At 63.1% G+C, this 24686-nt stretch carries 20 protein-coding genes; 9 read left to right on the top strand and 11 right to left on the bottom strand.

Annotated features, from left to right (window positions below; all coding sequences use genetic code 11):
* Positions 1-178 precede the first annotated feature (178 nt).
* A complete protein-coding gene (locus JQ567_RS06115; protein ID WP_212437977.1) occupies positions 179-2515 on the top strand; it encodes a Tex family protein in 2337 nt (778 codons plus the stop codon).
* A gap of 17 nt (positions 2516-2532) precedes the next feature.
* Here JQ567_RS06115 and glsA read toward each other — a convergent pair whose 3' ends face one another.
* The 4 genes from glsA to JQ567_RS06095 all read right to left on the bottom strand — a co-directional run bounded on the left by glsA (position 2533) and on the right by JQ567_RS06095 (position 8067).
* The gene (gene glsA, locus JQ567_RS06110) at positions 2533-4380 is read right to left on the bottom strand and encodes a glutaminase A (RefSeq protein ID WP_212437976.1); all 1848 of its coding nucleotides are present in this window, start codon (positions 4378-4380) and stop codon (positions 2533-2535) included.
* Positions 4381-4402: 22 nt separating this feature from the next.
* Positions 4403-6478, bottom strand: coding sequence for a TRAP transporter permease (locus JQ567_RS06105; RefSeq protein ID WP_212437975.1), 2076 nt, complete (start codon positions 6476-6478; stop codon positions 4403-4405).
* Between the two features lie 45 nt (positions 6479-6523).
* Positions 6524-7687: a TAXI family TRAP transporter solute-binding subunit gene (locus JQ567_RS06100; RefSeq protein WP_212437974.1), complete on the bottom strand. Its 1164-nt coding sequence runs from the start codon at positions 7685-7687 to the stop codon at positions 6524-6526.
* A gap of 158 nt (positions 7688-7845) precedes the next feature.
* On the bottom strand, positions 7846-8067 hold the full coding sequence (locus JQ567_RS06095) for an acetyl-CoA carboxylase biotin carboxyl carrier protein subunit (protein ID WP_212437973.1): 222 nt from the start codon (positions 8065-8067) through the stop codon (positions 7846-7848).
* Positions 8068-8197: 130 nt separating this feature from the next.
* Here JQ567_RS06095 and JQ567_RS06090 point away from each other — a divergent pair, with 130 nt between their 5' ends.
* On the top strand, positions 8198-9175 hold the full coding sequence (locus JQ567_RS06090) for an IclR family transcriptional regulator (protein ID WP_212437972.1): 978 nt from the start codon (positions 8198-8200) through the stop codon (positions 9173-9175).
* Positions 9105-10664, top strand: coding sequence for an acyl-CoA carboxylase subunit beta (locus JQ567_RS06085; RefSeq protein WP_212437971.1), 1560 nt, complete (start codon positions 9105-9107; stop codon positions 10662-10664). Before JQ567_RS06090 ends, JQ567_RS06085 begins: the two co-directional genes overlap by 71 nt.
* A 106-nt stretch (positions 10665-10770) precedes the next feature.
* Here JQ567_RS06085 and JQ567_RS06080 read toward each other — a convergent pair whose 3' ends face one another.
* Positions 10771-11934 carry a patatin-like phospholipase family protein gene (locus tag JQ567_RS06080; RefSeq protein WP_212437970.1) on the bottom strand — a complete coding sequence of 388 codons (1164 nt, stop codon included), beginning with the start codon at positions 11932-11934 and terminating at the stop codon, positions 10771-10773.
* A gap of 228 nt (positions 11935-12162) precedes the next feature.
* Here JQ567_RS06080 and JQ567_RS06075 point away from each other — a divergent pair, with 228 nt between their 5' ends.
* From JQ567_RS06075 to JQ567_RS06065, 3 genes are all read left to right on the top strand, one after another.
* Positions 12163-12945, top strand: a complete 783-nt coding sequence (locus JQ567_RS06075; RefSeq protein WP_212437969.1) for an acetoacetate decarboxylase — start codon at positions 12163-12165, stop codon at positions 12943-12945.
* A gap of 147 nt (positions 12946-13092) precedes the next feature.
* Positions 13093-14112, top strand: coding sequence for a transporter (locus JQ567_RS06070; RefSeq protein ID WP_212438127.1), 1020 nt, complete (start codon positions 13093-13095; stop codon positions 14110-14112).
* Between the two features lie 25 nt (positions 14113-14137).
* Positions 14138-15478 (top strand): carbohydrate porin, encoded by a 1341-nt coding sequence (locus tag JQ567_RS06065; protein WP_212437968.1) that lies wholly within the window; start codon positions 14138-14140, stop codon positions 15476-15478.
* Between the two features lie 6 nt (positions 15479-15484).
* Here the strand turns inward: JQ567_RS06065 and JQ567_RS06060 are convergent, their stop codons facing one another.
* The 4 genes from JQ567_RS06060 to JQ567_RS06045 form a co-directional block, all read right to left on the bottom strand.
* Positions 15485-16783, bottom strand: coding sequence for an MFS transporter (locus JQ567_RS06060; RefSeq protein WP_212437967.1), 1299 nt, complete (start codon positions 16781-16783; stop codon positions 15485-15487).
* Between the two features lie 113 nt (positions 16784-16896).
* Positions 16897-18090, bottom strand: a complete 1194-nt coding sequence (locus JQ567_RS06055; protein WP_212437966.1) for an acetyl-CoA C-acyltransferase — start codon at positions 18088-18090, stop codon at positions 16897-16899.
* Between the two features lie 176 nt (positions 18091-18266).
* Complete coding sequence (locus JQ567_RS06050) at positions 18267-18452, bottom strand: hypothetical protein (protein ID WP_212437965.1); 186 nt, start codon at positions 18450-18452, stop codon at positions 18267-18269.
* A complete protein-coding gene (locus JQ567_RS06045; protein WP_212437964.1) occupies positions 18449-20119 on the bottom strand; it encodes an FAD-dependent monooxygenase in 1671 nt (556 codons plus the stop codon). Before JQ567_RS06045 ends, JQ567_RS06050 begins: the two co-directional genes overlap by 4 nt.
* A gap of 121 nt (positions 20120-20240) precedes the next feature.
* Between JQ567_RS06045 and JQ567_RS06040 the strand changes: the two genes are divergently transcribed.
* Positions 20241-21056, top strand: a complete 816-nt coding sequence (locus JQ567_RS06040) for an enoyl-CoA hydratase/isomerase family protein (protein ID WP_212437963.1) — start codon at positions 20241-20243, stop codon at positions 21054-21056.
* Positions 21057-21096: 40 nt separating this feature from the next.
* Here JQ567_RS06040 and solA read toward each other — a convergent pair whose 3' ends face one another.
* Complete coding sequence (gene solA, locus JQ567_RS06035; RefSeq protein WP_212437962.1) at positions 21097-22287, bottom strand: N-methyl-L-tryptophan oxidase; 1191 nt, start codon at positions 22285-22287, stop codon at positions 21097-21099.
* Positions 22288-22423: 136 nt separating this feature from the next.
* Complete coding sequence (locus JQ567_RS06030) at positions 22424-23194, bottom strand: enoyl-CoA hydratase (protein WP_212437961.1); 771 nt, start codon at positions 23192-23194, stop codon at positions 22424-22426.
* A gap of 154 nt (positions 23195-23348) precedes the next feature.
* Between JQ567_RS06030 and JQ567_RS06025 the strand changes: the two genes are divergently transcribed.
* Both JQ567_RS06025 and JQ567_RS06020 read left to right on the top strand, forming a co-directional pair.
* The gene (locus JQ567_RS06025) at positions 23349-23888 is read left to right on the top strand and encodes a PaaI family thioesterase (protein WP_212437960.1); all 540 of its coding nucleotides are present in this window, start codon (positions 23349-23351) and stop codon (positions 23886-23888) included.
* A gap of 66 nt (positions 23889-23954) precedes the next feature.
* The gene (locus JQ567_RS06020; RefSeq protein ID WP_212437959.1) at positions 23955-24581 is read left to right on the top strand and encodes a TetR/AcrR family transcriptional regulator; all 627 of its coding nucleotides are present in this window, start codon (positions 23955-23957) and stop codon (positions 24579-24581) included.
* Positions 24582-24686: the final 105 nt, after the last annotated feature.

Raw genomic sequence — 24686 nt, 5'->3', positions numbered from 1 at the left:
ATATTGGCCCGAAAATAGGGACTTGACCCGACGATTCCGGCAATCCGGCCACGCTGATCCACAGATCAATTTCTTTGCGTTTTCGCTGCCCTGGCGGGTTGATGAATCGATCCGTGGTAGTCCATAAGCGGCGTCCCGCGGCCATCATTCCGCCGCGGCCAGTCTGGAAAGAGGTTGCGTGGCAAACATCAATCGACAGATCGCAGAAGAGCTTGGCGTTCGCGAGCAGCAGATCGAGGCGACGGTCACGTTGCTCGACGGCGGCGCCACGGTCCCGTTCGTGGCGCGCTACCGCAAGGAAATCACCGGCGGGCTCGATGATGCGCAATTGCGCACCCTGGAAGAGCGCCTGACCTATCTGCGCGAGCTTGAAGAGCGCCGCGTCGCGATCCTCAATTCGGTCCGCGAACAAGGCAAGCTCGATGCCGCGCTGGAAGCCGCGATCATGGCCGCCGACAGCAAGGGGCGGCTGGAAGACATCTATCTGCCGTTCAAGCCGAAGCGTCGCACCAAGGCGGAGATTGCCAAGGAAGCCGGGCTTGAGCCGCTATCCGAACTGCTGCTGACGCAGCCGCAAAACGATCCGCAGGTGGTGGCCGCCAGTTTCGTCGATGCCGAAAAGCAGGTGGCCGATGTCGCGGCGGCGCTCGAGGGCGCGCGCGCGATTTTGGTGGAACGGTTCGCCGAGGACGCCGACCTGATCGGCAAGCTGCGCGAAGAAATGTGGTCGAATGGGGTAATGACCTCGACCGTGCGCAAGGGCAAGAAACTCGAAGGCGAGAAGTTCAAGGACTATTTCGAATACAATGGCGCGCTGCACAAGCTGCCGTCGCACCGCATCCTCGCGCTGTTCCGCGGTGAGAAGGAGGAAATCCTCGAGCTGCAGATCCTGCCCGACGCGCAAGTCCCGGTTGCCAACGTGCCGAGCGCCTATGAACTGAAGATCATGCAGCGCTTCCTGATTTCCGATCAGGGCCGGCCCGGCGACCGCTGGCTGGTCGAGACCGCGCGCTGGGCGTGGCGCACCAAGATCCAGGTGCATCTCAACATCGACCTGCGGATGCGGCTGTGGACAACGGCCGAAACCGAAGGCGTACGGGTGTTCGCTTCGAATTTGCGCGATTTATTGCTGGCGGCGCCCGCAGGCGCGCGCGTCACCATGGGGCTTGATCCCGGCTACCGGTCCGGTGTCAAGGTCGCGGTCGTCGACGCCACCGGCAAGGTGGTGGCCACCACGGCCGTCTATCCGCACGAGCCGCAGCGGCAGTGGGATGCGACGCTCGCCACGCTCGGCAAGCTCGCGGTCGCACACCGCGTCGATTTGATTGCGATTGGCAACGGCACCGCGTCGCGCGAGACCGACAAGCTCGCGACCGAGCTGGTCAAGCTGCTGCCGGACCTGAACATGTCGAAGATCGTGGTGTCGGAGGCCGGCGCGTCGGTTTATTCGGCCTCGGCCTTTGCGTCCGAGGAATTGCCCGAGCTCGACGTCACCCTGCGCGGCGCGGTCTCGATCGCGCGGCGGCTGCAGGATCCGCTGGCTGAGCTGGTGAAGATCGACCCCAAGGCGATCGGCGTCGGGCAATACCAGCACGATCTCGGCGAATCGAAGCTGGCGCGTTCGCTCGATGCCGTGGTCGAGGACTGCGTCAACGCGGTCGGCGTCGATGCCAACACGGCGTCCGCGCCGCTGCTGGCGCGGGTGTCCGGCATCGGCGCAGGTCTGGCGCAGAGCATCGTGCAGCACCGCGACGCCAACGGCCCGTTCAAGTCGCGCAAGGGGCTGAAGGAAGTGCCGCGGCTCGGCCCGAAGGCGTTCGAGCAGTGCGCCGGCTTCCTGCGCATCCAGGGCGGCGAGGATCCGCTCGATGCCTCCGGCGTGCATCCGGAAGCCTATCCGGTGGTGCGCAAGATTTTGACCGCCACCAAGAGCGACATCAAGGCGCTGATCGGCAATGCCGAGATCGTGCGCCAGTTGAAGCCGCAGAGTTTCGTCGACGACACGTTCGGTCTGCCAACGGTGACCGACATCCTGCGCGAGCTTGAAAAGCCCGGCCGGGATCCGCGCCCGGCGTTCAAGGCGGCGGTGTTCAAGGAGGGCGTCGAGGAGATCAAGGATCTCAAGCGCGGCATGATCCTCGAGGGCACGGTCACCAACGTCGCGGCGTTCGGCGCCTTCGTCGATATCGGCGTGCACCAGGACGGATTGGTGCACATCTCGGCGATGTCGAAAACCTTCATCAAGGATCCGCGCGAGGTGGTGAAGCCCGGCGACATCGTCAAGGTCAAGGTGCTGGAGGTCGAGGTCGCCCGCAAGCGCATCGCACTGACATTGCGTCTCGACGACGAGGTCGGCGACAAGGGCCCCAAGCTGTCGGACAGCAAGATGCGCGAATACTCGAAGGCATCGATGACGTCACAGGCGCCGCGCAAGCCACAGGATTCTGGCGGCGGCGGTGCGCTCGCCGAGGCGCTGCGCCGCGCCGCGGAGAAAAGCGGGCGGGGAAAGACTTAAGTCTCAAGTCCGTAGCGCTAGTTCGACGTCAGCAAATTCACCTTGGCGTTGGCGAGGATCAGGCGGTCGGCGAGCAGCTGCGCGAGGTTGCGCATGATCCGCTCGCCGGCGCGGGGATGCTGCTCACGAAAACGTTCGAAATCGCGGAGCGGGACCTCAAAGGCGGTCGCGGCCATGTCGGCGAGCACGTCTGCGGAGCGGCGTTGCTCCAGCAATGCCATCTCGCCGTACGGCATTCCCGCCGTCAGCGTCGCCAGCCGGATGCCGTCGGGCAGGGTGACGTGCACCACGCCACTCCTGAGGAAAAACACCGAGGAGGCGGGATCGCCGGCGGCGATGATCTTTTCGCCGGGTTGATAAGTCCTGATCGTGCAGAGCGAGTCCAGATCGGTCAGTTCCTCGTCGGTCAATCCCGCCAGCAGCGGCTGTTCGGACAATTCCGTCGTCTCGAAAAAATCGATCAAGCCGCCATGGCGAAACACCACCTGGTCTTCCGCCCATTCGATCGCGGCGTCGAGCAGGAAATAGTACCGCATGTTCGGCAGGGTGGCGGTCCGCTCCGCGATCGGCTGCCATTCGGCGTCGGCCCGCTTGATGCCGGACACGATCACGGTGACCTGATAGGCCGCCAGCTCGCGAAACTCCTCGGCGAGCAGCCGGGCGCCCGCCGGGGTCATCGACGTGACCCGGCGAAAATCAAAGATGACGAATTGCGGGCGCGGCTTGGCCACGAGCCGGCGCGCAATATAGTCGACGTTCGACAGCGACAGCGTGCCCATCAGCTCGATAACGCGAACATCCTGATAGTGCGCGGCGAGGATGGTTTGCTCGTGCGGGCGACGGCTGCGCCGTGACGGATTTTCGCCGATATCGTAATCGGCAATAATGGCATTGCGCGCATTGTCGCTGCGGTTGAGCATGTGCAGGTCGTAATGCGCCGACAGCGCCTCGCAGACCTTGATGCCACGGACGCTGTTGCCGTGCTTGTCGAGTTTGGGCGAATAGCTGCCGAGCCCGATCCGCGCCGGCAATGCGGCTAGAATGCCGCCGCCGACGCCGCTCTTGGCGGGGATGCCGACACGGTAGATCCATTCGCCGGCGTAGTCATACATGCCGGAGCTGGTCATGACCGACAGCGTCCGCGAAATCGCGTAGGGCGTCGTCACCTGTTCGCCGGTCACCGGATTGATGCCGCGATTGGCCAGGGTCGCCGCCATCACGGCGATGTCGCGGGCGTTGACCAGGATCGCGCATTGCCGGAAATAGACCTCCAGCACCGAGCCGACATTGTCCGTGATGACCGCGTTGGTGCGCAGGAGATAGCCGATCGCCCGGTTGCGGTCGCCGGTCAGGCTCTCGGAGGAATACACGGCGTCGTCAACATCAAGCTCGCGCCCGGCAAAGCGGCCCAAGGCCTGGCGGATGTACTCGAACGCGCCGTCGCCCTTGGCCTCATAGATGAGCCCGGAGCAGGCGATCGCACCGGCGTTGACCATCGGATTGAACGGGTGGTTCTCGGCGTTGAGGCGGATCGAGTTGAAGGGATCGCCCGAGGGTTCGACGCCGATCACGCTTTCGACGCGGGCGGCGCCCAGCGTGTCCAGCGCCAGCGCGAACACGAAGGGCTTTGACATCGACTGGATGGTGAAGGGGACTTGCGTGTCGCCGACCTCGTAGACGTGGCCGTCGAGGGTCGCGAGGCTGATGCCAAAATGGTCAGGGTCGGCCTTGCCGAGCTCTGGGATGTAGTCGGCGACCGCCCCGCTGGTCTCAGGCAGGTATTCGGCATGACAACCGTCGAGAAACCGCAGCAAAGGCGGTTTCGAACTGGTCCAGGCCGGGGCGCCGGTGGGCGATACTTTCATCGCCTACCGTTTTGCCGCGCAATCACGGGGCGCGCAACTGGTTCGGCACCAGACTTTGGCGGCGTATCAAGAACAGCGCAGCCAGGACCGTCGGCGCCAGGATAGCGAGACCGAGCAGCGTGATCTGGATTTGCGACAGCGGATTAATACCGCCGCCGGGCGTCGCGATCACAAAGCCGCCGATCACCAGCAGCACCCGCAACGGCCATTCCAGGGTGCCGGCGCCTCTGAGGTCGCCGACGAAGGCCTGATAACCCTGAATGCCGCCACAGATGAACAGCGTGCCAACCCCCGCCAGCGCCATCAGCCCGAGGCCTTCGAGGTACGGATTGGCGCCTTGCAACACCAGCGCGGGGTTCATCACGAAGAAGAACGGAATGAAATAGATGATGCTGCCGACCCACATCGATTCCCACCCCGTCTTCATCGCCGGTGAGCCGGCAATGCCGGCCGCGGCAAAGGAGGCGATCGCCACCGGCGGTGTGATCGACGACAACATGCCCCAATAGAAGATGAACATGTGCACGGCCATGCGGTTGAGGCCGACCTTTTCCAGCGCCGGCGCCACCAGGATGGCGAGGAAGATATAGCAGGCTGTCGTGGTTAGGCCGAGGCCGAGAACGAGGCTGGTGAAGGCGCACATGACGAGCAGCAGGAAGGCATTGTCACCGGCGATCCGCAACAGGTCGTTGGCGAGGCTGGAGACCACGCCGGTCATCGAGAATGCGCCGATCAGGAGCCCGCAGCCGGCGAGAATGCCGACCAGTTCGACAAAGGTGCGCCCGTTGACCTCGAGAAATTTATTGATCGTAGTGAATGTCCAGCGCGTATCTTTTGAGAACAGCTGGTTCAGCACCAGGAGCAGGGCGGTCGCATAGAACGGCGCATGGCTCTCGCGCTTGAAATACAGCAACATGACGATCAGCAGCGCGATAACGAAAACATAGTACCAGCCGTCCTTGATCGTATCCATGACCTTCGGCAGTTCCGAACGCGGAATGCCCTTCAGGCCGTGGCGGGCCGCGTAGGAGTCCACCTGCATGAACAGGCCGACATAATACAGCGTCGCCGGAATGATCGCGGCGACTGCGACCTCGGCATAACTGACGTTGAGGAACTGGGCGATCACGAAGGCGGTAGCGCCCATGACCGGCGGTGCCAGCACCGCGCCGGTCGAGGCACAAGCCTCGATCGCGGCGGCATAGGAGGCGCGGAAACCACTCTTCTTCATCACGGGGATGGTCATGGTGCCGGCGGTCAGCACGTTCGAAATGATCGAGCCGGACATCATGCCGAGCAGGCCGCTGGCGAAGATACAGACCTTCGCGGCGCCGCCACGAAAGGTGCCGCACATCGCAAACGATAGATTGATGAAGAATTTCCCGGCGCCGGTCATCATCAGCGCGGTACCGAACACCAGGAAGCCGATCACGGTATCGGCGAACGCCTGGATCGGAATACCGAGCAGGCTCTCACCTGACAGCACGTGATAGGAGGTCGCCTGCTCGAGCGTCGACTGCGTGCCCCTGAAGGGGCCAAGCCATTTGGCGTCCGCAAACAGCGGATAGACCGTGAACGGCAAGACGCTCAGCAGAAGGCTCCATCCGCCGGTGCGGCGCAGGGCCTCCATGAGCACGGCCCACATCACCAGTCCCGCAACGAAAACGATGGTCGGCGCGCCACCGAACTCCCAACCGGCCTCAGCCGCCTTGCGGACGCTGCGCATCAACACGATGGATGAGGCAAACGTCAGGATGAAGAGCAGGACATCATACCACGGGATCCGCTCGAGCGGAGAGCGTTCCGAACTCGGAAAGATCAGGAACGTGAACGGCAACATCAACGCGATCAGCAGATAGAAATATTCGGTGTTGAGTTGGGTGTATCCGATGAAGAATCTCAGCGTGAATTGCTGGTTGATGCACAGCAGGATCGTCACCGCGGTCGCGACGATCAGCGCCCACCGCCAAGCCCCGCGCAGCGTACGCACGCGCGAGACTTCGGCTTCTTGTAAGTTTCCGATACCGGCATGAGGATCGTCGAATTCGATCCTGGCGGGCGCAGCGGCCGCTGCGCTATTGGCTGCAGAAGGTGACATCATTAATCCCCAGTATGGTGTTCGCCTTCATCGGAAAGACGGTGGTTACTCGAATCCGTTCTGCATGCCGGCTTTGGCAAGCGCCGCGGCGCGCGCCTTCATCCAGGCATCGAGGAAAGCCTTCTCGTCCAAAGGCGGACTGGATTTGCCGAAGTCGGCCCAGGCTGCGGCCAGAACGGCCTGCCGCTTGATCAGCCCGTTGTTATGCGTCTCCTGGTCGTCGCTCCACTGGCCGGCTTCCTTCAGCGCCTTCACCGCGCCGGGATGAACGGGCACCGCCCACTTCTTGGTCTGACGGTCGGCCGCAAGGCCGGCCGCGCCGGCGGCGGCGTCCTTGTAGATGTCGTAGCCCGTGATCATTGCCTTGGTGATCGCGTAGACCTGGTCGGCCGGTTGCGTTCCGTAGGTGACAAAGATCGGGTACGGATAATTTCCGAGTTCGATCGGCTTATCCTTGGAAATGCCGGCGCCGCAGGTGGCGACATGGCGGAAGAAGAAGGACCCGACCTTCTGAACGCGTTCCCAGCCGGCGTTGTCGCTGTGCGGGAGCGGCGGCCAGACGATGCCGCGCGGCGACGTCTCGGCTTCCTTTGCCGGTCCGGTGATGGTGGTTGCAAAGGCGGCGTCGACGTCGTTGTTGATCAAGCCCTTCCACATCGCGCCGTAGCTGGAGAATTCCACCGTCTTGACGTCGCTCTGCTTGAGGTCGCCGAACGCGAGGATCGCTAGTGAGTTCTGGTTGAGCGCAGGCGAGCCGACGACAATCCCGACGCGCTTGCCCTTGAGGTCCTTGACGTCTTTCACCCCGGTGTCCTTCGCCACGCCGAGCGAAGCGCCATTGCAGTCAACCGACGACAGCACCAGTTGCAAGGCCTGCGGGCCCCATTCCTTGGTGCCGAATTCGAACACCCCTTCCTGCGCGAAGTAGCTGCCTGACCCCATCGCTGACGACGCGGCGCGGCCGGCGCGCAAGGGGGCGAGGCGCGCGACGTCGTTGCCTGCAGGCAGCACCCGCAGGTCCGTGCCGTATTTGTCCTTCATCATCTTGCCGACGGCGACCGCAATGTTGAATCCGGCGGTACCGGTGTCATAGGCGGTGAACGTCATGGTCGGCGGCAGCTTGACGTCCTGGGCCAGCGCCGGCGCAAACGCCATGAGCGAGATGCCTGCGAGCACGGCAGGCGCAAAGTTCGACAGTCGACGATTCATGTTTCCCCCAAATTGTTTCGCTAGATGAAACTTTTTCTGATTGGGATGATGTCATCGCAGCATTGCGATGGCAACGTCCGAGCACGTTCACGTCCGCCATTATGCCAGTTGCACTGGCGGACAGATCGTCACGCATCAAAAGTATGAGCGCGAAAGAGCTAAGCTTCGACGATCGCGACCACCTGTCCTTCAGCGATCACGTCGTCGAGTTTGACCAGAATTGCCTTGATTTTCCCGGCAATTGTCGAGGTTACCGGGATTTCCATTTTCATCGCTTCGACGAATGCAATCTCGTCGCCGTCACCGATATCAGCTCCGGCTTCGGCAGCCAGCGCGCACACGCGTCCGGCGACTTCAGTCACAATCTTGATCTCTGGCATGCCACCCTCCGGGACCGTGTGACGTGACAATTTCGTCCCGCGAACGGCTTTTTGTTGTGGCTGCAGATTGCCTGAGGTAGCTTGATCTGCAAGTGGAATTTTATTCCGCAGGACGGAATGGAGCCGACATATGGGAAGACGCTCGGAACGGCTTAGCAAACAGGGAATGCTCGCCAGCGATCTGGCGGGCGAGGGCGATGTGATCCAGGTGGTGTCGCGGGCCTTCGATGTCCTGCGCTGCTTCGAGGGTCACGAAGCCCGACTCGGCAATCTCGAAATTTCCAATCGCTGCGGCCTGCCGCGATCGACCGTGTCGCGGTTGACGCACACGCTGACGCGGATGGGTCAGCTGGTCTATCTGCCGCGCGACCAGAAGTACCGCATCGGCCCGAGCGCGGTAGCGATGAGCACTTCGATGATGAAGGGACTGCAGCTGCGCAACCTGATCCGGTTGCGGTTGCAGGATGTCGCCGAGCAATTGCCGGGCACCGTCGGCTTCGTGATTCCCGATCGCTTTCAGCTGGTCTATCTCGAGTTCGCCCGCGCCGCGAATGCGCTCGGCCTGCACGAGACCACCGGTAGCCGTATTGCGATGGCTAGCACGGCGGCGGGGCACGCCTACACCGCGGCGCTCGACGACGATGTCGGCGATGCGCTGATCGTGGAAATGGAGCGCGAGATGCCGGATAGCGCGCGGATGCTGAAGTCGCGCATCGAGGACAATCGCCGTCATCTGCGCGAACACGGCTATGTCGTGGCCTGCGGCACCTGGAGCCCGCACATCAACGGTTGCGCCGTGCCGCTGTGGTCGCCGCAATACCAAACCTACGTCGTCGCGACGATCGGTCTGCTGTCCGCGATGTTCGATGAAAAGCGGGTGCACCGCGACGTGGCGCCGGTGATGGTCGAACTGGGGGCTGCGCTCGGCGGTCTGCTCGAAGGCGCCGACGGCGACATCTTCACCAACCGGCTGGAAAGAAAAGCGCTTCCGGTGTCATTGCATAACAATAATAAAATCATCAAGGCGGAGGATACGAATGAACTGGAAGCCGGAACTCGACGACCTCGCCCGGCGCGAAGCGTTCGCGCGCGAGATGGGAGGCGTTGACAAGGTCAAGCGTCAGCACGACCAGGGCCGGCTCACCGTTCGGGAGCGCATCGACAGGATCGTTGACCAGAAGTCCTTCCACGAAATCGGCGCCATCTCCGGCATCGCCGAATATGACGAGAACAGCGAACTCAAGCACCTGACGCCCGCGAACTGCGTGTTCGGCCGGGCCAAGGTCGAAGGCCGTTCGGTGGTCGTCGTTGGCGACGATTTCACCGTGCGCGGAGGCTCGGCCGACGCCTCGATCTCCGCCAAGCCGTTGATGGCCGAAGAGATGGCGCATGATTTCCGGCTGCCGATCATCCGCGTGATCGAAGGCTCGGGCGGCGGCGGCTCGGTGAAGACGATCGAGACGCGAGGGGCCGCCAATCTGCCGGGCGGCGTCGGCGGCACGCGCTGGTACTGGTTCACGACGGCGAACATGGCGCGCGTGCCGGTGGTGGCGCTCGGCCTCGGCTCGGTTGCAGGCCTCGGCGCGGCGCGGCTGGCGGCGAGCCATTATTCTGTCATGACCAGGAATTCGGCGATGTTCGTCGCGGGTCCGCCGGTCGTGAAGCGTCTCGGTCAGGACCTGACCAAACAGGAACTGGGCGGCGCCGACATCCAGACCCGCGCGGGCGGTGTGGACGATGCCGTCGATACCGAGGAAGAGGCGTTCGAGCGCGCCCGGCGCTTCCTGTCCTATTTGCCGTCATCGGTCTACGAACTGCCGCCGGCCACGCCCTGCACCGACGATCCGGAGCGCGCCGAGGAAGCACTGATGAAGGCGGTGCCGCGCAATCGTCGTCAGGTCTACAAGATGCGCCCGATCATCGACGCTGTCGTCGACAAGGGCTCGTTTTTCGAGGTCAACGCCAATTTCGGCCGCCCGATCATCACCGGCCTCGCGCGCCTCGAAGGCCGCGCGGTGCTGCTGCTCGCAAGCGATCCCTTCCACTACGGTGGATCGTGGACCGCGGAAGCCTGCCAGAAGGTGGTGCGCTGGGTCGACTTCGCCGAAACCTTCCATCTGCCGGTGGTCTATCTGATGGATTGCCCGGGCTTCATGATCGGGCTCGAGGCCGAGAAGTCGGCGACCATCCGTCACGGCGTGCGCGCGATGGCCGCCGTCAACCAGAGCACCGTGCCCTGGTGCACCATCATCGTGCGCAACGCATTTGGTGTCGCCGGCGTCGTGCACCAGCCGGCCAACCGCTATTCGATGCGTTACGCCTGGCCGTCGGCCTATTGGGGCTCGCTGCCGCTCGAGGGAGGCATCGAAGCCGCCTATCGCGCCGACATCGATGCCGCGGAAGACCCGGCCGCGAAACTGAAAGAGATCGAGGACCGCCTCAACAAGCTTCGCTCGCCGTTCCGCTCGGCCGAAAAATTCTGGGTCGAGGAAGTGATCGATCCCCGCAAGACGCGCTCGCTACTGTGCGAATTCGCGCGGCTGGCTGAACGGGTCCTCACGACGGGGCCGGCGACGAACATGGCGATCAGGCCGTAGTTTCTCGTCATTGCGAGGAGCAAAGCGGACGAAGCAATCCATGGTTCCTCCGCGGCGCGATGGATTGCTTCGCTTCGCTCGCAATGACGGCTGAGTGAGACGCCGCCTACGTCTCGTTCTCCCGATGCACATCATGGATCACGATGCCCATGCCTTCGTCGGGCATCCGGATCCAGTCGCGGCGCTTGAGCGTGCGCTTGGTGTCCTCGTGGCCGCTCATCCAGTGCTCGCGCATCGAGGTGCCCGAGAATTCGTGGTCCTTGGCGTCGCCCTCATAGGCCTTCTGCTGGTAGATCAGTTGCAGGATGGCGATCTCGGGCAGATTGCCGATGCTCGACTTGATCTGACGCTCTTCGTCGGACAGCTGATCGTCGGGAATTCGTGACAGCGCCTTGTGCAGACGCGCTTTCAGGTTGTGCGTCTTGCGGTAGACGTCGGTGTTGTGGCGCGTGCGCGAGGAATACATGATGTCCTTGTGCCGGGCCATCACGTCCTGGATGTCGCGCGGCAAGGCTCCGCGCGCGCTGAACAGGTCGACCTGGAACACCAGCGAATTGAGGCTGTCTTCCTGGTCCAGGAGATGCTGCAGCGGCGTGTTCGAGACAATGCCGCCATCCCAGAAATGGTCGGTGCCGACCTTGACCATCGGCAGGGCAGGCGGCAGCGCGCCGCTCGCCATGATGTGCTCGGGAATGATCTCGTCGTCGGCGTTGTCGAAATAGATGAAATTGCCTGACAGCACGTTGACCGCGCCGACCGCAAACCGGATTCGCTTGTCGTTGATCATGTCGAAATCGACGAGCTCGAGCAGCGTCTGGCGCAGCGGCTCGGTGTCGTAATAGCTCGTCGCCGTCCGAGCGCCGGTGGCGCTGAGCCACGGATTGGTCATATGCGGCGTGAAGAAGCCGGGCTGGCCCAGCGTCGTCGTCATGAACGAGCTCGCGAAATTCCGCGCCTTGCGATAGATGTCGCCGTCCGGCGTGTAGTGCCAGATCTTGCGGCTGGTGATGCGGTCCCAGAAAATCTGCAGGCGTTCGAGCCGGCGCTCGGGCGGGTTGCCGGCGATGATCGCCGAATTGATCGCGCCGATCGACACGCCGCAGACCCAGTCCGGCTCGATATGGGCCTCGTGCAGGGCCTGATAGACGCCAGCCTGATAGGCGCCGAGCGCACCGCCGCCCTGCAGCACCAGCGCAACGCGGTCGCAGCGCTTCGGCCGCCAGCCGCGCGCATGAATGGTCTGTTCGAGATGTGGGGTTCGCGCGTCCATATTCATTACTCCAAAACTGCCCCGACAATTCCGCGCACTGGTGACGCGATGATGACAAATGCAACGATCGGCTTTTGCCGCCTCGCGCTTTTGCCCGCGCCTGAAACATTGGCGTGTTCGAAAAATGGAGATCGAAATTTGCGGTCATGACGCTGAAGGAAATCCCTCACATCCCTGTCAATTTCGGCCGCTAGCAATCGGCAGGACGATTTTCAGCAGGGGATTGCAATGCGCAGGGAAGACTTGCTCAAGTTTCCGTCGATGCCGGCCGCAGGGCCAAGCTATCCCGCCGGTCCGTATCGTTTCGTCAACCGCGAATTTCTCGTCATCACCTATGAGACCGATCCCGAACTGATCCGCGCCGGCCTGCCCGAGCCGCTGGAGCCGGTCGATCAGCCGATCGTGCACTATGAATGGATCAAGATGCCGGACAGTTCCGGGTTCGGCAGCTACACCGAATCCGGGCTTGTGATCCCGGCGTGCCTGCATGGCGAGGAAGTCAATTTCGTCTCGCAGATGTATCTCGACGACGATCCGCCAATCGCAGCGGGGCGCGAAATCTGGGGCTTTCCGAAGAAGTACGCCCACCCCAAGCTCGAAATCGTCAAGGACACCTTCACCGGCACGCTGGAATATGCCGGTCAGCTCGTGGCGATGGGCACCATGGGCTACAAGCACGAAAGCATGGCCGGCAACGGCGAAATCACGCGCGCCACGCTGTCGAAGACGCAGATCAATCTCAAGATGATCCCGGGCGTCGATGGCCGGCTCGAAATCTGCCAGCTTGTTGCGATCAACCTCACCGACATCGTCGTCAAGGGCTCATGGATCGGGCCGGGGCGGTTGCATCTGGTGCCGCACGTCAACGCGCCGGTGGCGGATTTTCCGGTGCGCCGGGTGGTCGGCGCCCATCATTTCCTCGCCGATCTGACGTTGCCGTTCGGCCGCGTGGTTCACGACTACAACAAGGAAGCCGACCAGGCGGCGGTAACCGGTCTCGCCGCGGAGTAGGCGGCGAGAGCGCTCTCTTCGGTGACATCAAACTGTAACAAAAACGCACTTGAATCGCCTGGCATGCATGAGGGCCGCTGCGGCTGAGTTCTCCTATGGCCGCTGCGCAGGGTTTGGCGGGGGCTGCTGATGTCTTCGATGGATACTTTGGCCGAGCCTGCAATAGGTGTGGGCATGCCGATAGCCGATGCCGCTTCGGCGATCCCGGGACTGGTGTGGGCGTTTCGTCTGCACAGCGATGGCAGCGCCGAGCCGCTGCCGATCAACGTGCCGATCGAATTCAGCCATGATGGCCGGCTGTGGCTGCACTTCAATCTGACTGACGCGCGGGCGCGGTCATGGCTGGCGGGTGCGGACGTGCCCCTACCGGCACGCGAGCTGTTGCTGTCGAAAGACAATTATCAGCAACTCCACATCTCGGACCATTGCGTCTACGGGGTGTTCTCCGATCTCGTTCGCGCCATCGACACCGCGACCGAAGAAACCGGATTTCTTCGCTTCGCGATGACCGAACGGCTCCTGATCAGTGGCCGGCATCAGGCGCTTTGCGCCGTCGATGCCACCCGCCGCGTGCTGGAGAGTGGTCATCGCGTCGATACCGTCGCCGCATTGCTGGAGAAGATCGTCGACGAGGTCGCCGATACCATGGACCGCATGGCCGACAAGATCGGCACCGCAATCGACAATATCGAGGAACGGATTCTCGCAGGCGAGACAAGATCGGAAATGCGCGCAGCGCTCGGCCGGTCGCGGCGAACCTGCGTGCGGTTGCACCGGCAGCTGGCGGGCTTGCGCGTGCTGTTCCACCGGCTCGAGCAGAAGAGCGTTGAACACCTCAGCCCGGCGCTGCGGCTTCAGGCCGGAAAACTGGCGCAGCGGCTCGATGGTCTCGACCACGACATCGTCGAACTGCGCGAGCGCAGCCGCCTCCTGGAGGAAGAAATTCATTTCAAGATGGAGGAGGAAAGCAACCGGCACCTCCATACGCTGTCCATCGTCACGACGATGCTGCTGCCGCCGACACTGGTGACAGGTATCTTCGGCATGAACACCAAGGGCCTGCCGCTCACCGACACCGAAACCGGATTTTTGTGGGCGGCGGCGATCATGGTTGGCGTCGCCGGTGCGGCCTATCTCGCCATGCGCCGCTCAGGCTTCTTCAAATAAAGCAGTCGGCGACGGTATCGATACCATGTACAGCGTTCTTTCCCGCGCCGTTACCTTGCTTGCGACGGCGGCCTGTCTTGTGCTCGCACCGCTCGCGTATGCCGACACGACTCCAGCAGCGAAAAAAGACACACGGGAATTATTGGCCGATGCCGGCTATCAGTTCAGCCTGGTCTATATCGGGGAAGGGCTCGCCAATATTTCCGGCGGCATGCGGACGGGGGCGATCTACACCGGCCGTCTCGATTTGGGCACCACGATCGATTTGGAAAAGGTGGCGGGTTGGACCGGTGCCAGCTTCCACGCCAACATGTTCCAGATCCACGGCGACGGGCTGTCGCGCAGCTATATCGGCAATCTGATGCTAGTGAGCGGCATCGAGGCGTTGCCGGCCACGCGGCTTTACGAATTCTGGGTCGAGCAGAAGCTGCTCGGCGGCAAGCTCGCCGTCCGTGTCGGACAGCAGGCGTCCGACATCGAATTCATCGACAGTTCCTATGACGACATCTTCGTCAATTCGGCGCTGGGCTGGCCGGGCCATGCCGGCATCAATTTGCCGAGCGGCGGGCCGTCGCCACCACTCTCGGTGATGGGCATCAGGGTGAAAGCCGAACTCTCGGACCGGCTCACGGCGTACTTCGCGCTGTTTAACGGCGACTCGGCTCCACCAGGGCCGGAAGACCCGCAGATCAAGAATCCGCACGGGCTGTTGTTTCGCGTCAGCGATCCGCCGTGGTGGATCGCGCAGCTCAAATACAGGGTTCAGCTTGGTGAAAGCCGGCTGCCCGGGACGATCACCGGCGGCGGCTGGTATCACATGAAGTCGTTCCCCGATCAGCGGTTCTCCGCCGACGGCCTGTCGCTGGCCGATCCCAACAGCAACGGCGAGACCGCATGGCGGCGGCGAAATCCCGGCGTGTTCATGGTCTACGAGCAGTTGTTGATGCGCGCAGCGCCGGGCTCCGACAAGGGCATCGCCTTCTTCATGCGCGCCTCGATGAGCCCGTCGGACCGCAACCTCGTCAGTGCCTATATCGATGGCGGCTTTCTGTTCACAGGCTTCAGCGCGCAGCGCCCGAACGACAGGTTCGGGATCGCAGGGACCTTTGCGCGGATTTCCGATCGCGCCCGCGCGCTCGACCGTGACATGCAGATATTTACCGGCACGCCATATCCGGTCCGCAATTATGAGGCGATCCTGGAGATCACCTACCAGCACGAAGTGCGGCCAGGCTTTTTGTTGCAGCCGGTGGTGCAGTACATCGCCCATCCCGGCGGCGGCGCGCCCGATCCGAACGATGCGACGCAGACAAAGCGCATCAGGGACGGGGTGATGGTGGGTGTTCGCACCACCATCACTTACTAAGTTGAGCTAGGCCGCGGCCACCGCCACCGCCGGCTTCGGTGCCGGCCTCGCGATAGCCAGCGTGATCAGCGCCGCGACGATGCAGAGCGCGCCGGCGACGAAGAAGGCGGGCACATAGGTCGCATAGATCGTCCGCGACAGACCCGCGCCGAAGGCGGCAATGCCGGCGCCCAATTGGTGGCCGGCGAAAATCCAGCCGAACACCAGGTTGGCGCGTTCCGGGCCGAACCGTTGCGCGGTTAGCCGCACCGTCGGCGGCACGGTGGCGATCCAGTCCAGCCCGTAGAACATCGCAAACACCGACAGGCCGTAGAACGAGAAATCCGTAAACGGCAAGAACAGCAGCGACAGTCCGCGCAGGCCGTAATACCAGAACAGCAGCCAGCGATTGTCGTAGCGGTCCGACAGCCAGCCGGACACGATGGTGCCGACGAAGTCGAAGATGCCCATCGCGGCAAGCAGGCTCGCGGCCTGGACCTGCGGGATGCCGTAATCGAAGCACATCGGAATCAGATGCACCTGGATCAGGCCGTTGGTGCTGGCGCCGCAGACGAAGAAGGTACCGAACAGGATCCAGAACACTTTCGTCTTCGAGGCGTCGCGCAAGGTGCCGAGTGCCGCGGCCATGATCGGTGCATTGCTCGGCGGCGGCGCTACGATCGGCTCGGTGCCCCCATCGCCGTAGGGCCGGAGGCCAAGGTCGCTCGGACGGTCGCGCATGATCATCGCCACGGCAAAGGCCGCGACCCCCAGCATCACGCAGATCAGCGCCAGCGCGTTCCGCCAGCCATAATGCTCCGTCAGCGTTGCCAATAGAGGCAGGAAGACGAGCTGGCCTGTCGCCACGCTCGCGGTGAGGATACCGACGACGAGGCCGCGCCGCGCCACGAACCAGCGTGCCGAAATCGTGGCGCCCAGCACCAGCGCGGTCATGCCGGTGCCGAGGCCGATCACGACGCCCCACAGCACCATCAGGTGCCAGACCTGCGTCATGAACAACGATGCAATGAGCGCGGAGCCCACGATCAGCAGCGACAACAGCGACATGTTGCGCAGCCCGTACCGGTTCAGCAGTGCCGCCGCGAACGGCGCCATCAGCCCGAACAGGATGAAGCGGATCGACAGCGCCGAGGAGATCTCGGCGGCGCTCCAGCCGAATTCCTTCTGCAGCGGCACGATGAAGACGCCGGGCGCGCCGACGGTGCCGGCCGAGATCAGCGCGGTTAAGAAGGTCACGCCGACCATCGCCCAGGCATAATGGATGTTGCGGCGGGCGAGGGCGGCGGACAGCCAGTTCGAAATCATTGAGCCTCTGAAAAATTCAATTGGAGGATTTGCAGGATGTGTCGGTGCGGCACCTCCTGCCACAATCGCCTCGTGACATAAATGCTAAACTTCCCTCGTTTTCGGACATCGCGCTAATGCACGATGCGCTCGACCGCGATCGCAGTGGCTTCACCGCCGCCGATGCAAAGCGCTGCGACGCCGCGCTTCAGGTTCTGCGCTTCCAGCGCGTGCAGCAGCGTGACGATCAGGCGCGCGCCGGTGGCGCCGATCGGATGACCGAGCGCGCAGGCGCCGCCGTTGACGTTCAGCTTCTCGCGGGGAATCCCGAGGTCGCGCTGCGCCGCCATCGCCACCACCGCAAATGCCTCGTTGATCTCGAACAGATCGACATCGCCGACGCTCCACCCGACCTTGTCGAGCAGTTTCCGGATCGCCGGGATCGGCGCCGTGGTGAAGCATTGCGGCTCCTGGCTGTGGGTGGCGTGGCCCTTGATCTCGGCGAACGCCCGCAGGCCTTCGCGATCGGCGAGCGAGCGCCGCGCCAGGATCAGGGCTGCGGCGCCGTCGGCATTGGCGGAGGAGGCGGCGGGCGTAATCGTGCCGTTGGCGCGGAATGCCGCTTTCAGCCCGGGGATCTTGGCGGGATCGACCTTGAGCGGATGCTCGTCATTGGCGATCACGCGCGGACCGGTCTTCTCGCTGACGGTAATCGGCACAATCTCGGCTTTGAACGCGCCGCCTTCCACCGCCTTGCGGGCGCGCGTCAGCGTCTCGATCGCGTAAGCGTCCTGATCGGCGCGGGTGAACTGATAGGCTTCCGCGGTGGCCTCGCCGAAATCGCCCATCGAGCGGCCGGACTCATAGGCGTCCTCAAGCCCGTCCATCATCATGTGGTCGATGATCCGGTCATGGCCGCCGCGATAGCCCGCGCGCGCCTTGCTCAGCAGATAGGGCGCGTTCGACATGCTCTCCATGCCGCCCGACAGCACGATCTCGGCCGAGCCGGCCTTGATGATGTCATGGGCCAGCATGGTGGCCTTCATGCCGGAGCCGCACACCTTGTTGATGGTGGTGGCGCCGGTGGCATCCGGCAGCTTGGCGCCGCGTGCGGCCTGACGCGCCGGGGCCTGGCCCTGGCCGGCCGGCAGCACGTTGCCCATGAACACTTCGTCGATCCGCTCCGGCGCCAGTTTTGCGCGTTCCAGCGCCGCGCCGATCACATGCGAGCCGAGCTTGTGGGCGCTGAAGGGCGACAACTCGCCCATGAAGCGGCCCAGCGGGGTGCGGGCGGCGGACAGGATGACGACGGGATCGGAGGCGGCCATGGCGGAACTCCCAGGGATGTTCAGATAATAAGATTATGAATATCATATGATGCGCTGCAAGAATTGCAACGGATGATCTCACGGAAATGAGTGGATCATTCCATGAGAAAATCTTGGCCTTCGGATGAGATGAATTGATCCGTTGATCGGGGCAGGACGTGTGGAGCGGCGTCGCGCTATTCCAGCCCGTCGAGCGCTGTCTTGATGGCATTCTGGAACACGGCGATGTCACCGAGTTCATGGCCGAGCACCAGCGCCAGCCGGGTCAGGAACAGCGCCTCGCGCTCGGGCCCGGCCGAATCGATGGCCGTTGCGAGCGTCTCATAGGCGGTTTCGAAATCCGCTGATGGCATCGTGCTCATGCTCTGGCCCTCCCGAGGCACAAGGCGGCGGTCCGCAGCACCTCATTTGCGGCGATCGTTTTCCATCGCCCGGCGACATGCAGGTCGGGACGCAGCAGATAAAGCGTGCCGGGAGCCGCCGCGTACAGGCGAGCAATCTCGCCGTCGGCGTCGCTGACGTGACTGGTTCCGATCAAGAGTGCGGCAAGGCGCTTGTCCGTGTTGCGAAGCCGGTCGAGGAGCATGATGTCGTCGGTGGACGGCGCGCCCCGGCAGAACAGGATGGCAGTCAGGCCAATGCCGGCCTGATCCAGCAAATGACTACCGTCGGGAAGCTTCGCGTTCGGCGCAACGCTGCCGCAGACGGGGCCGCCGGCAAAATCGGCATCACGGGCAGCATAGGGCGTCAGCGGGCTCTCGGAATAGGTGTAGGGCTGCATCTGCCTGGGATTGGCGAGGCCGCGCGGAAATTCGTGTTTCAGGCTCAGCGAGAGCGCCGCCTCACGCGCGAGCCGCCAGCCACGGGTCGGCGGCGTCATGAAACGCGTGCTCTTGGTGGCATTGGCGAACACATCGAGCGTGGCGCCGCGGCGCTCCGGCGAATAGCTGTCGAGCAGGGCTTCATCCGCCTCGCCGTTGAGGACGAGCGCCAGCTTCCAGCCGAGATTTTCGGAATCCGCGAGGCCGTTGTTGAGGCCGCGCACGCCAAAAATCGGCACGATATGCGCGGCGTCGCCGATGAAGAACACCCGGCCGTGCCGGTAGTCGTCGAGGCAGAGCGTGTTGGCGGAATAGACGCTCCACCATTCCAGCTCCCACGGTCGGTCGTGGCCGATGTCACCAAGGATGGCGCCGACGCGCGCGCGGATGTTGTCCTCGCGCATCGCTTCCTGTTCGCTTTCGCCTTCGCGAAGCTGGTAGTCGACGCGCCAGATCCTTTCCGGCTGCTTGTGGATCAGCACCGTGCCGCCGGGATTGCCGCTCGGTTCGAAGAAGGCGCGGCGTTCGGTCGGAAAATCGTGATCCATGCGGATATCAGCAATCACGTAGCGGCCTTCGTAATTGTCGCCCTTCATCCGCAGCCCAAGCTGGGAGCGGATCGGCGAACGCGCGCCGTCGGCGGCCAGCACATACCCGGCATCGAGGCGGTAGTTGCCGACGGGCGAGGTGATACCGATCGAAATGCCATCCGCGTCCGGCTTGATCTCGGAAAGCTCGCTCTGCCAGCGCATGTCGATGAGGTCGCAGGCCGCGACCGCGTCATGCAGATATTGCTCGATGTACTGCTGCTGCAGATTGTACATCGGCAGATATTTTTCATTCGGCGGATGCGGCATCTCGAGCCGGAAGATTTGTTCGCCGCGGTAGTAGCTGCGGCCGTAGCGCCATCCCAGTGATTTCTGGAGGAAGGGCGCCACCGCGCCGATCCGCTCCAGGATATGCATGCTCGGCCGCGCGATGCAGAGCGCCCGGCTGCCGTCATTAAAAGTGTCCTTGCGATCGATCAGCACGCTGCGGATGCCGTATCGCGCCAGCACCAAAGCGGCCGTCATGCCGATCGGGCCGGCGCCGACGATCGCAACGGGATGGCGAACGGCCACGCCATCCAGTTCGGGCACGCGCCGCGCCGGAAAAATCGGATAGTTGAAATAGAGCGAATCCAGCGGCCCCTTGCCGGCAGGTCTCATGCGTTTCCCGCTTTGTTCATCCGGTTCCTTGTTCACGTCGACTACAGCTTGAAAGACGCGGGATGGCAAGGCAGCATGTGTCGAACGCGAACAACCTTCACGATTGAAAGAAGGCCGTACGATGAATCAACCCGTCCGCAGCGAGCAGTCCGAATCCAACGAAGTTCTCTACGAGGTCGACGAGGGCATTGCGGTCATCACGCTCAATGCGCCTGAGCGCATGAACACCATCTCCGGGCCGATGCTGAACGACCTGACGCGCCTCCTGATCAGGGCCAATGAAGACAAGGCCGTGCGCTGCGTGATCCTGACCGGCAATGGACGCGCCTTTTGCGCGGGGTTGGATTTGCGCAAGGAGCGCAGCGGGGATGGGCTCAGCTCGGCTTCCTCGAGCACCTCGCTCGACCTGCGCAACACGCCGCCGACGGTGATGCAGGCGATGGACAAGCCGACGATCTGCGCGGTCAACGGCGGCGCGGCGGGCTACGGCATGGATACCGCGCTCGGTTGCGATATCCGCATCATGGCGGAATCGGCGAAATTGGCCGCCGCGTTCGTCAAGCGCGGGGTGGTACCGGAGTCCGGCGGCACCTGGTTCCTGCCGCGCATGATTGGTTGGGCCAAGGCCTCCGAATTGATCTTTACCGGGCGCACGCTCAGCGCGCGCGAATGCCTCGAATGGGGGCTCGCCAACGAGGTGGTTCCGGATGCGGATTTGATGGGACGGGCGCGTGCGGTGGCGCGGGAGATTGCGGCCAATGCGCCTTTGGCGGTGCAGGCCGCCAAGCGGATGATGCGGATGGGACTGAACGAGACGTTCCCGGACCACGTGCACCACGTCTACCTGCAGCTCCTGCCGCTGTTCAAGACGCAGGACATGCAGGAAGGCATCAAGGCCTTCATGGAGAAGCGCGAGCCGAAGTTCGAAGGCCGCTGAAGCGTCGGCGGCCGCCTTTTTGCGGCGGCGCGCCGGGATCTCAGATAACGCCTGAAAACGAGAACTTGCTTACGTCCAGATGTGATTGGCCAAGCGCCATCTGCGCAAGGGTTTCTCCGACAGCGGCGGAATGTTTGAACCCGTGCCCCGAGCACGGCGACGCTATGATGACGTTCTTCATATCGGGGTGACGATCGATGATAAACCGGGCGTTCTTCACGCAGGTGTAAAGGCACACCTTCGTCTTCACGCACGTCTCGTCGAGGCCAGGGAAGAACGGCCCGACATAGGTTCTGAACATCCTGGTGATCTCGTCTGGAAAAACGCTCCGGCGAACCGTGTCGGGCGTCGTCGCATCGACATACTGCTCGGTGGCGATCTTTACCCCCTGTTCGGGGTGGCCAATCAATGGAAAGCCGTAGATGCTCTGGGGTGCCGGAAGTTGCCAGATGTATACCGGAAGTCGCTCTGGAAGAAATTCCGGGTATTGGTGCTGGTTTTTCAGGCCAAACCAATAAAGCACCTGCCGTGTTATGCTGAATTGTCGATCCAGGCCTAACACCTGGTTGATCCATGGGCCGGCGGTGATGATGAGTTTCTTGGCGCGATAGGTGCTGACGCCTGTCGTCACCTGCACGCCGTCGCCATCGGGTTCGAATTTCAGCACCTTCTCGTAAAAGCGCAGCATGGCGCCCGAGGTTGCCGCGAGCTGAAGCTGTGCCTCCACGCATGATTCAGGTCGCACAAAGCCGCTGACCTTGTCGAAATAGGCTTCGTCGTCGTCGTTGACATTGAAGACGGGAAAACGCTCCCTGATCGTTTTGCCATCCAGAATTTCGTAGCGGATCTTGGCCTGGTCGGCCGCTGCCACCGTGGTCCTAAGGAATTCCGGATTTTCGTGTCCGGCGGCACGCTGACCCTTGCCGGAGATCACCAGCAGTCCATTTTGCGTCAAAAGATCCCGACCGGTCCGGCTCTCGATGTCGCGCCATATCTCGTGCGACCGCTTGGCAAATGGCGAGTACTCGGGACCCTCGCCGCAGGCGATGCGCGTAATTCGGGTATCGCCGTGCGTCGAACCCAACTCATGAGGCGGCTTGAGCTGATCAATCCCGAGAACCGAGGCGCCTCGACTGGCCAGCTGGTAAGTCGCGGCGGAACCCATTGCTCCCAAACCGAGTACGATTGCGTCGAACGACCTTTCCATTTCTTCTTTCTTCTCCTGCGGCATGCGATTGCCAACCATGCAATCCAGGATGGCGAATGTCCATAATCGGCAGGCCGCGTTCCGGAAGACAGTGACGTCGCCGGGGTTGTGGCCGGGCGCCAGCGCCAGCCGATAGAAACAGCGCTTCGCGTCGCTGCTTCTATCGCTTGCGGTCGAGAAAGCCCTGCATCATCCGCTGCGGCTCTCCGGTCAGGAAGGATTGCCCGAACACGCCGACGCTAAGATTGACGGACTCCTTGAGCGGCAGTTCTTCCCATTGCCGCAGCAGCGCCTTCTGCGAGCGCAGCGCCTCGGGGCCGCATTCGAGCAGCGCCTTGACCGTGTGCTCGACCGCGTCATCGAGGCCGCCGGCCGGCGCGACTTTGTCGACCAGCCCCCACGCCAGCGCCGTCGGCGCGTCGATGTTTTCGGCCGTCATGACAAGCCAGCGGGCGCGGCCCCAGCCGATCAGGCGCGGCAACAGCGCGGCGTGGATCACCGAGGGAATGCCGACCTTGACCTCGGGCATGCCGAAATGGGCGTCGTGCGCGGCAATCCGGAAATCGCAGGCAGCCGCGACTTCCAGTCCGCCGCCAAGGCACCAGCCGGGCAGCCGCGCGATCACGGGCGCCGGGAATTGGCGCACGGCTTCGCAGAGGTCGCGGAGCCGCGTGATGAAGGCTTCGGCGGATTTCTGGTCGAGTTTTGCCATTTCCTTGATGTCGGCGCCGCCGATCATGCTCTTCTCGCTCTGGCCGGCCAGGATCACCACGCGAATGGTCCGATCGGTGGCGAGTTTCTCAAAGCCCTCGCGCACGCCGTTGGTGACGGCCGAACTCAGGATGTTGAGCGAGCCGGCATTGCAGATCGACAGCCGCACCACGCCGCGGGAATCGCGGTCGATACCGCAATGGGGATTGAGCATTTCCATCTGATTTTCTCTGATTGGTTTTGGTTTTGGGTTCAGCGGCACGGTTCGCGCCACTTCCCGGACAATGCGCTGAATTGTCAAGGGCAGGCGAGGGACCGTTGCGCGGCGAGGCCTATTTAGGTAATATGACGAGCGTCATTCAAATGGAGCCGCCATGAGCGCGATTGATACCGCCGACCTGTTTTCTTCAGCCATGCGCCGGGAGCGCGTGGTCGACTGGCAGGCGCCGGGGCCAGCCGCGAAGGCCGCCGCCGGACTGACGGGCATGGAGGCGATGTGCGCGATCCGCGACGGCATCCTGCCGGAACCGCCGATGGCCCGCCTGATCGATTTCCGACTTCGTACTGCCGAACCGGGGCGGATCGTGATGGAACTCGAACCGCACGAAAGCCTGGAAAATACCATCGGTCTGTTGCACGGCGCGACCGCGGCGGCCCTGCTCGACACCGCCATGGGCTGCGCGATCTCGACCATGTTGCCGGCCGGGCAGGGCGCGGTGACGCTCGATCTCAAGCTGACCTATTTGCGGCCGCTCTCGGTCAAATCGGGCAAGATCTCGGCCGAAGGCAAGATCATAAAACTCGGCCGCCAGACCAGCTATACCGAAGGCTTTGTCCGCGACGGCGCCGGCAATCTTGCAGTGCACGCGACCGCCACCTTCTCGATGATCGGCGGCGAGGCTAAAACGAAATAGTTGCAGCTATTTTTACGCGCAACTGCTATTATATGACCGGAAACATCTAATGGTTACGGGATTACGATGCGTTATTCCAAGGAGCACAAGCAGGAAACCCACGCGCGGATCGTGAAGAAGGCGTCCGTGCGGCTTCGCGAAAAGGGCGCCCATGGCATCGGCGTCGCCGACCTGATGAAGGAGGCCGGCCTGACCCATGGCGGCTTCTACGCCCATTTCGATTCCCGCGAGGCGCTGGTGATCGAAGCCTTTGCCTATGCGATGGACCGCTCGACCGAGCGCTGGCGCAAGGTCGCCGACGAGACCCCGCCGGACAAGCGCCTCGCAACCATCGTCGAGAATTATCTGACGCCTGTTCATCGCGACGATCCCGGCCATGGCTGCGCGATTCCGACGCTGGGCGCCGAGATCGCGCGTGAGAGCGCGAAGACGCGGAAGGCTTTTGCGGCCAAGCTTGAAGCGATGATCGACATGATGGCCGATCAGATTCTCGACGTCCCGCGCAAGGTCGCGCGCAAGCAGGCCGTCGCGGCGCTCGCGACCATGATGGGCACGCTGGTGCTGTCGCGGATCGCCGGCAATGGCGAGTTTTCGGATGAAATCCTGGCTGCGGGCCGCGAGGCCGTGGTCGGCCGCGCCGCGGCGGCGAAACCGGCCGCGAAGAAGGCCGCGGCGAAGTCGAAGCCGAATTAGAGCCACCACCGTCGTCCCGGCGAAGGCCGGGACCCATATTCCGTGACGGCCGTGTTGGAAAAGAAAGCAATTAACAACGATCTCGGCAGGCGATGGCGGCCGGTG

It is taken from the genome of Bradyrhizobium sp. AUGA SZCCT0431, from assembly GCF_018131065.1.
Lineage (GTDB): Bacteria > Pseudomonadota > Alphaproteobacteria > Rhizobiales > Xanthobacteraceae > Bradyrhizobium.
This window is presented reverse-complemented; position numbering and strand designations above follow the sequence as displayed.

Bases quoted from the DNA above. Each gene is read 5' to 3' on its own strand.
- JQ567_RS06055 (WP_212437966.1), bottom strand. From the start codon at position 18,090: ATGGCCGCCTCCGATCCCGTCGTCATCCTGTCCGCCGCCCGCACCCCG.
- JQ567_RS06090 (WP_212437972.1), top strand. From the start codon at position 8,198: ATGGGAAGACGCTCGGAACGGCTTAGCAAACAGGGAATGCTCGCCAGC.
- solA (WP_212437962.1), bottom strand. From the start codon at position 22,287: ATGCCGCAGGAGAAGAAAGAAGAAATGGAAAGGTCGTTCGACGCAATC.
- JQ567_RS06065 (WP_212437968.1), top strand. From the start codon at position 14,138: ATGTACAGCGTTCTTTCCCGCGCCGTTACCTTGCTTGCGACGGCGGCC.
- glsA (WP_212437976.1), bottom strand. From the start codon at position 4,380: ATGAAAGTATCGCCCACCGGCGCCCCGGCCTGGACCAGTTCGAAACCG.
- JQ567_RS06080 (WP_212437970.1), bottom strand. From the start codon at position 11,934: ATGGACGCGCGAACCCCACATCTCGAACAGACCATTCATGCGCGCGGC.
- JQ567_RS06100 (WP_212437974.1), bottom strand. From the start codon at position 7,687: ATGAATCGTCGACTGTCGAACTTTGCGCCTGCCGTGCTCGCAGGCATC.
- JQ567_RS06095 (WP_212437973.1), bottom strand. From the start codon at position 8,067: ATGCCAGAGATCAAGATTGTGACTGAAGTCGCCGGACGCGTGTGCGCG.
- JQ567_RS06105 (WP_212437975.1), bottom strand. From the start codon at position 6,478: ATGTCACCTTCTGCAGCCAATAGCGCAGCGGCCGCTGCGCCCGCCAGG.
- JQ567_RS06045 (WP_212437964.1), bottom strand. From the start codon at position 20,119: ATGAGACCTGCCGGCAAGGGGCCGCTGGATTCGCTCTATTTCAACTAT.
- JQ567_RS06025 (WP_212437960.1), top strand. From the start codon at position 23,349: ATGAGCGCGATTGATACCGCCGACCTGTTTTCTTCAGCCATGCGCCGG.
- JQ567_RS06040 (WP_212437963.1), top strand. From the start codon at position 20,241: ATGAATCAACCCGTCCGCAGCGAGCAGTCCGAATCCAACGAAGTTCTC.
- JQ567_RS06020 (WP_212437959.1), top strand. From the start codon at position 23,955: ATGCGTTATTCCAAGGAGCACAAGCAGGAAACCCACGCGCGGATCGTG.
- JQ567_RS06075 (WP_212437969.1), top strand. From the start codon at position 12,163: ATGCGCAGGGAAGACTTGCTCAAGTTTCCGTCGATGCCGGCCGCAGGG.
- JQ567_RS06085 (WP_212437971.1), top strand. From the start codon at position 9,105: ATGAACTGGAAGCCGGAACTCGACGACCTCGCCCGGCGCGAAGCGTTC.
- JQ567_RS06050 (WP_212437965.1), bottom strand. From the start codon at position 18,452: ATGAGCACGATGCCATCAGCGGATTTCGAAACCGCCTATGAGACGCTC.
- JQ567_RS06030 (WP_212437961.1), bottom strand. From the start codon at position 23,194: ATGGAAATGCTCAATCCCCATTGCGGTATCGACCGCGATTCCCGCGGC.
- JQ567_RS06060 (WP_212437967.1), bottom strand. From the start codon at position 16,783: ATGATTTCGAACTGGCTGTCCGCCGCCCTCGCCCGCCGCAACATCCAT.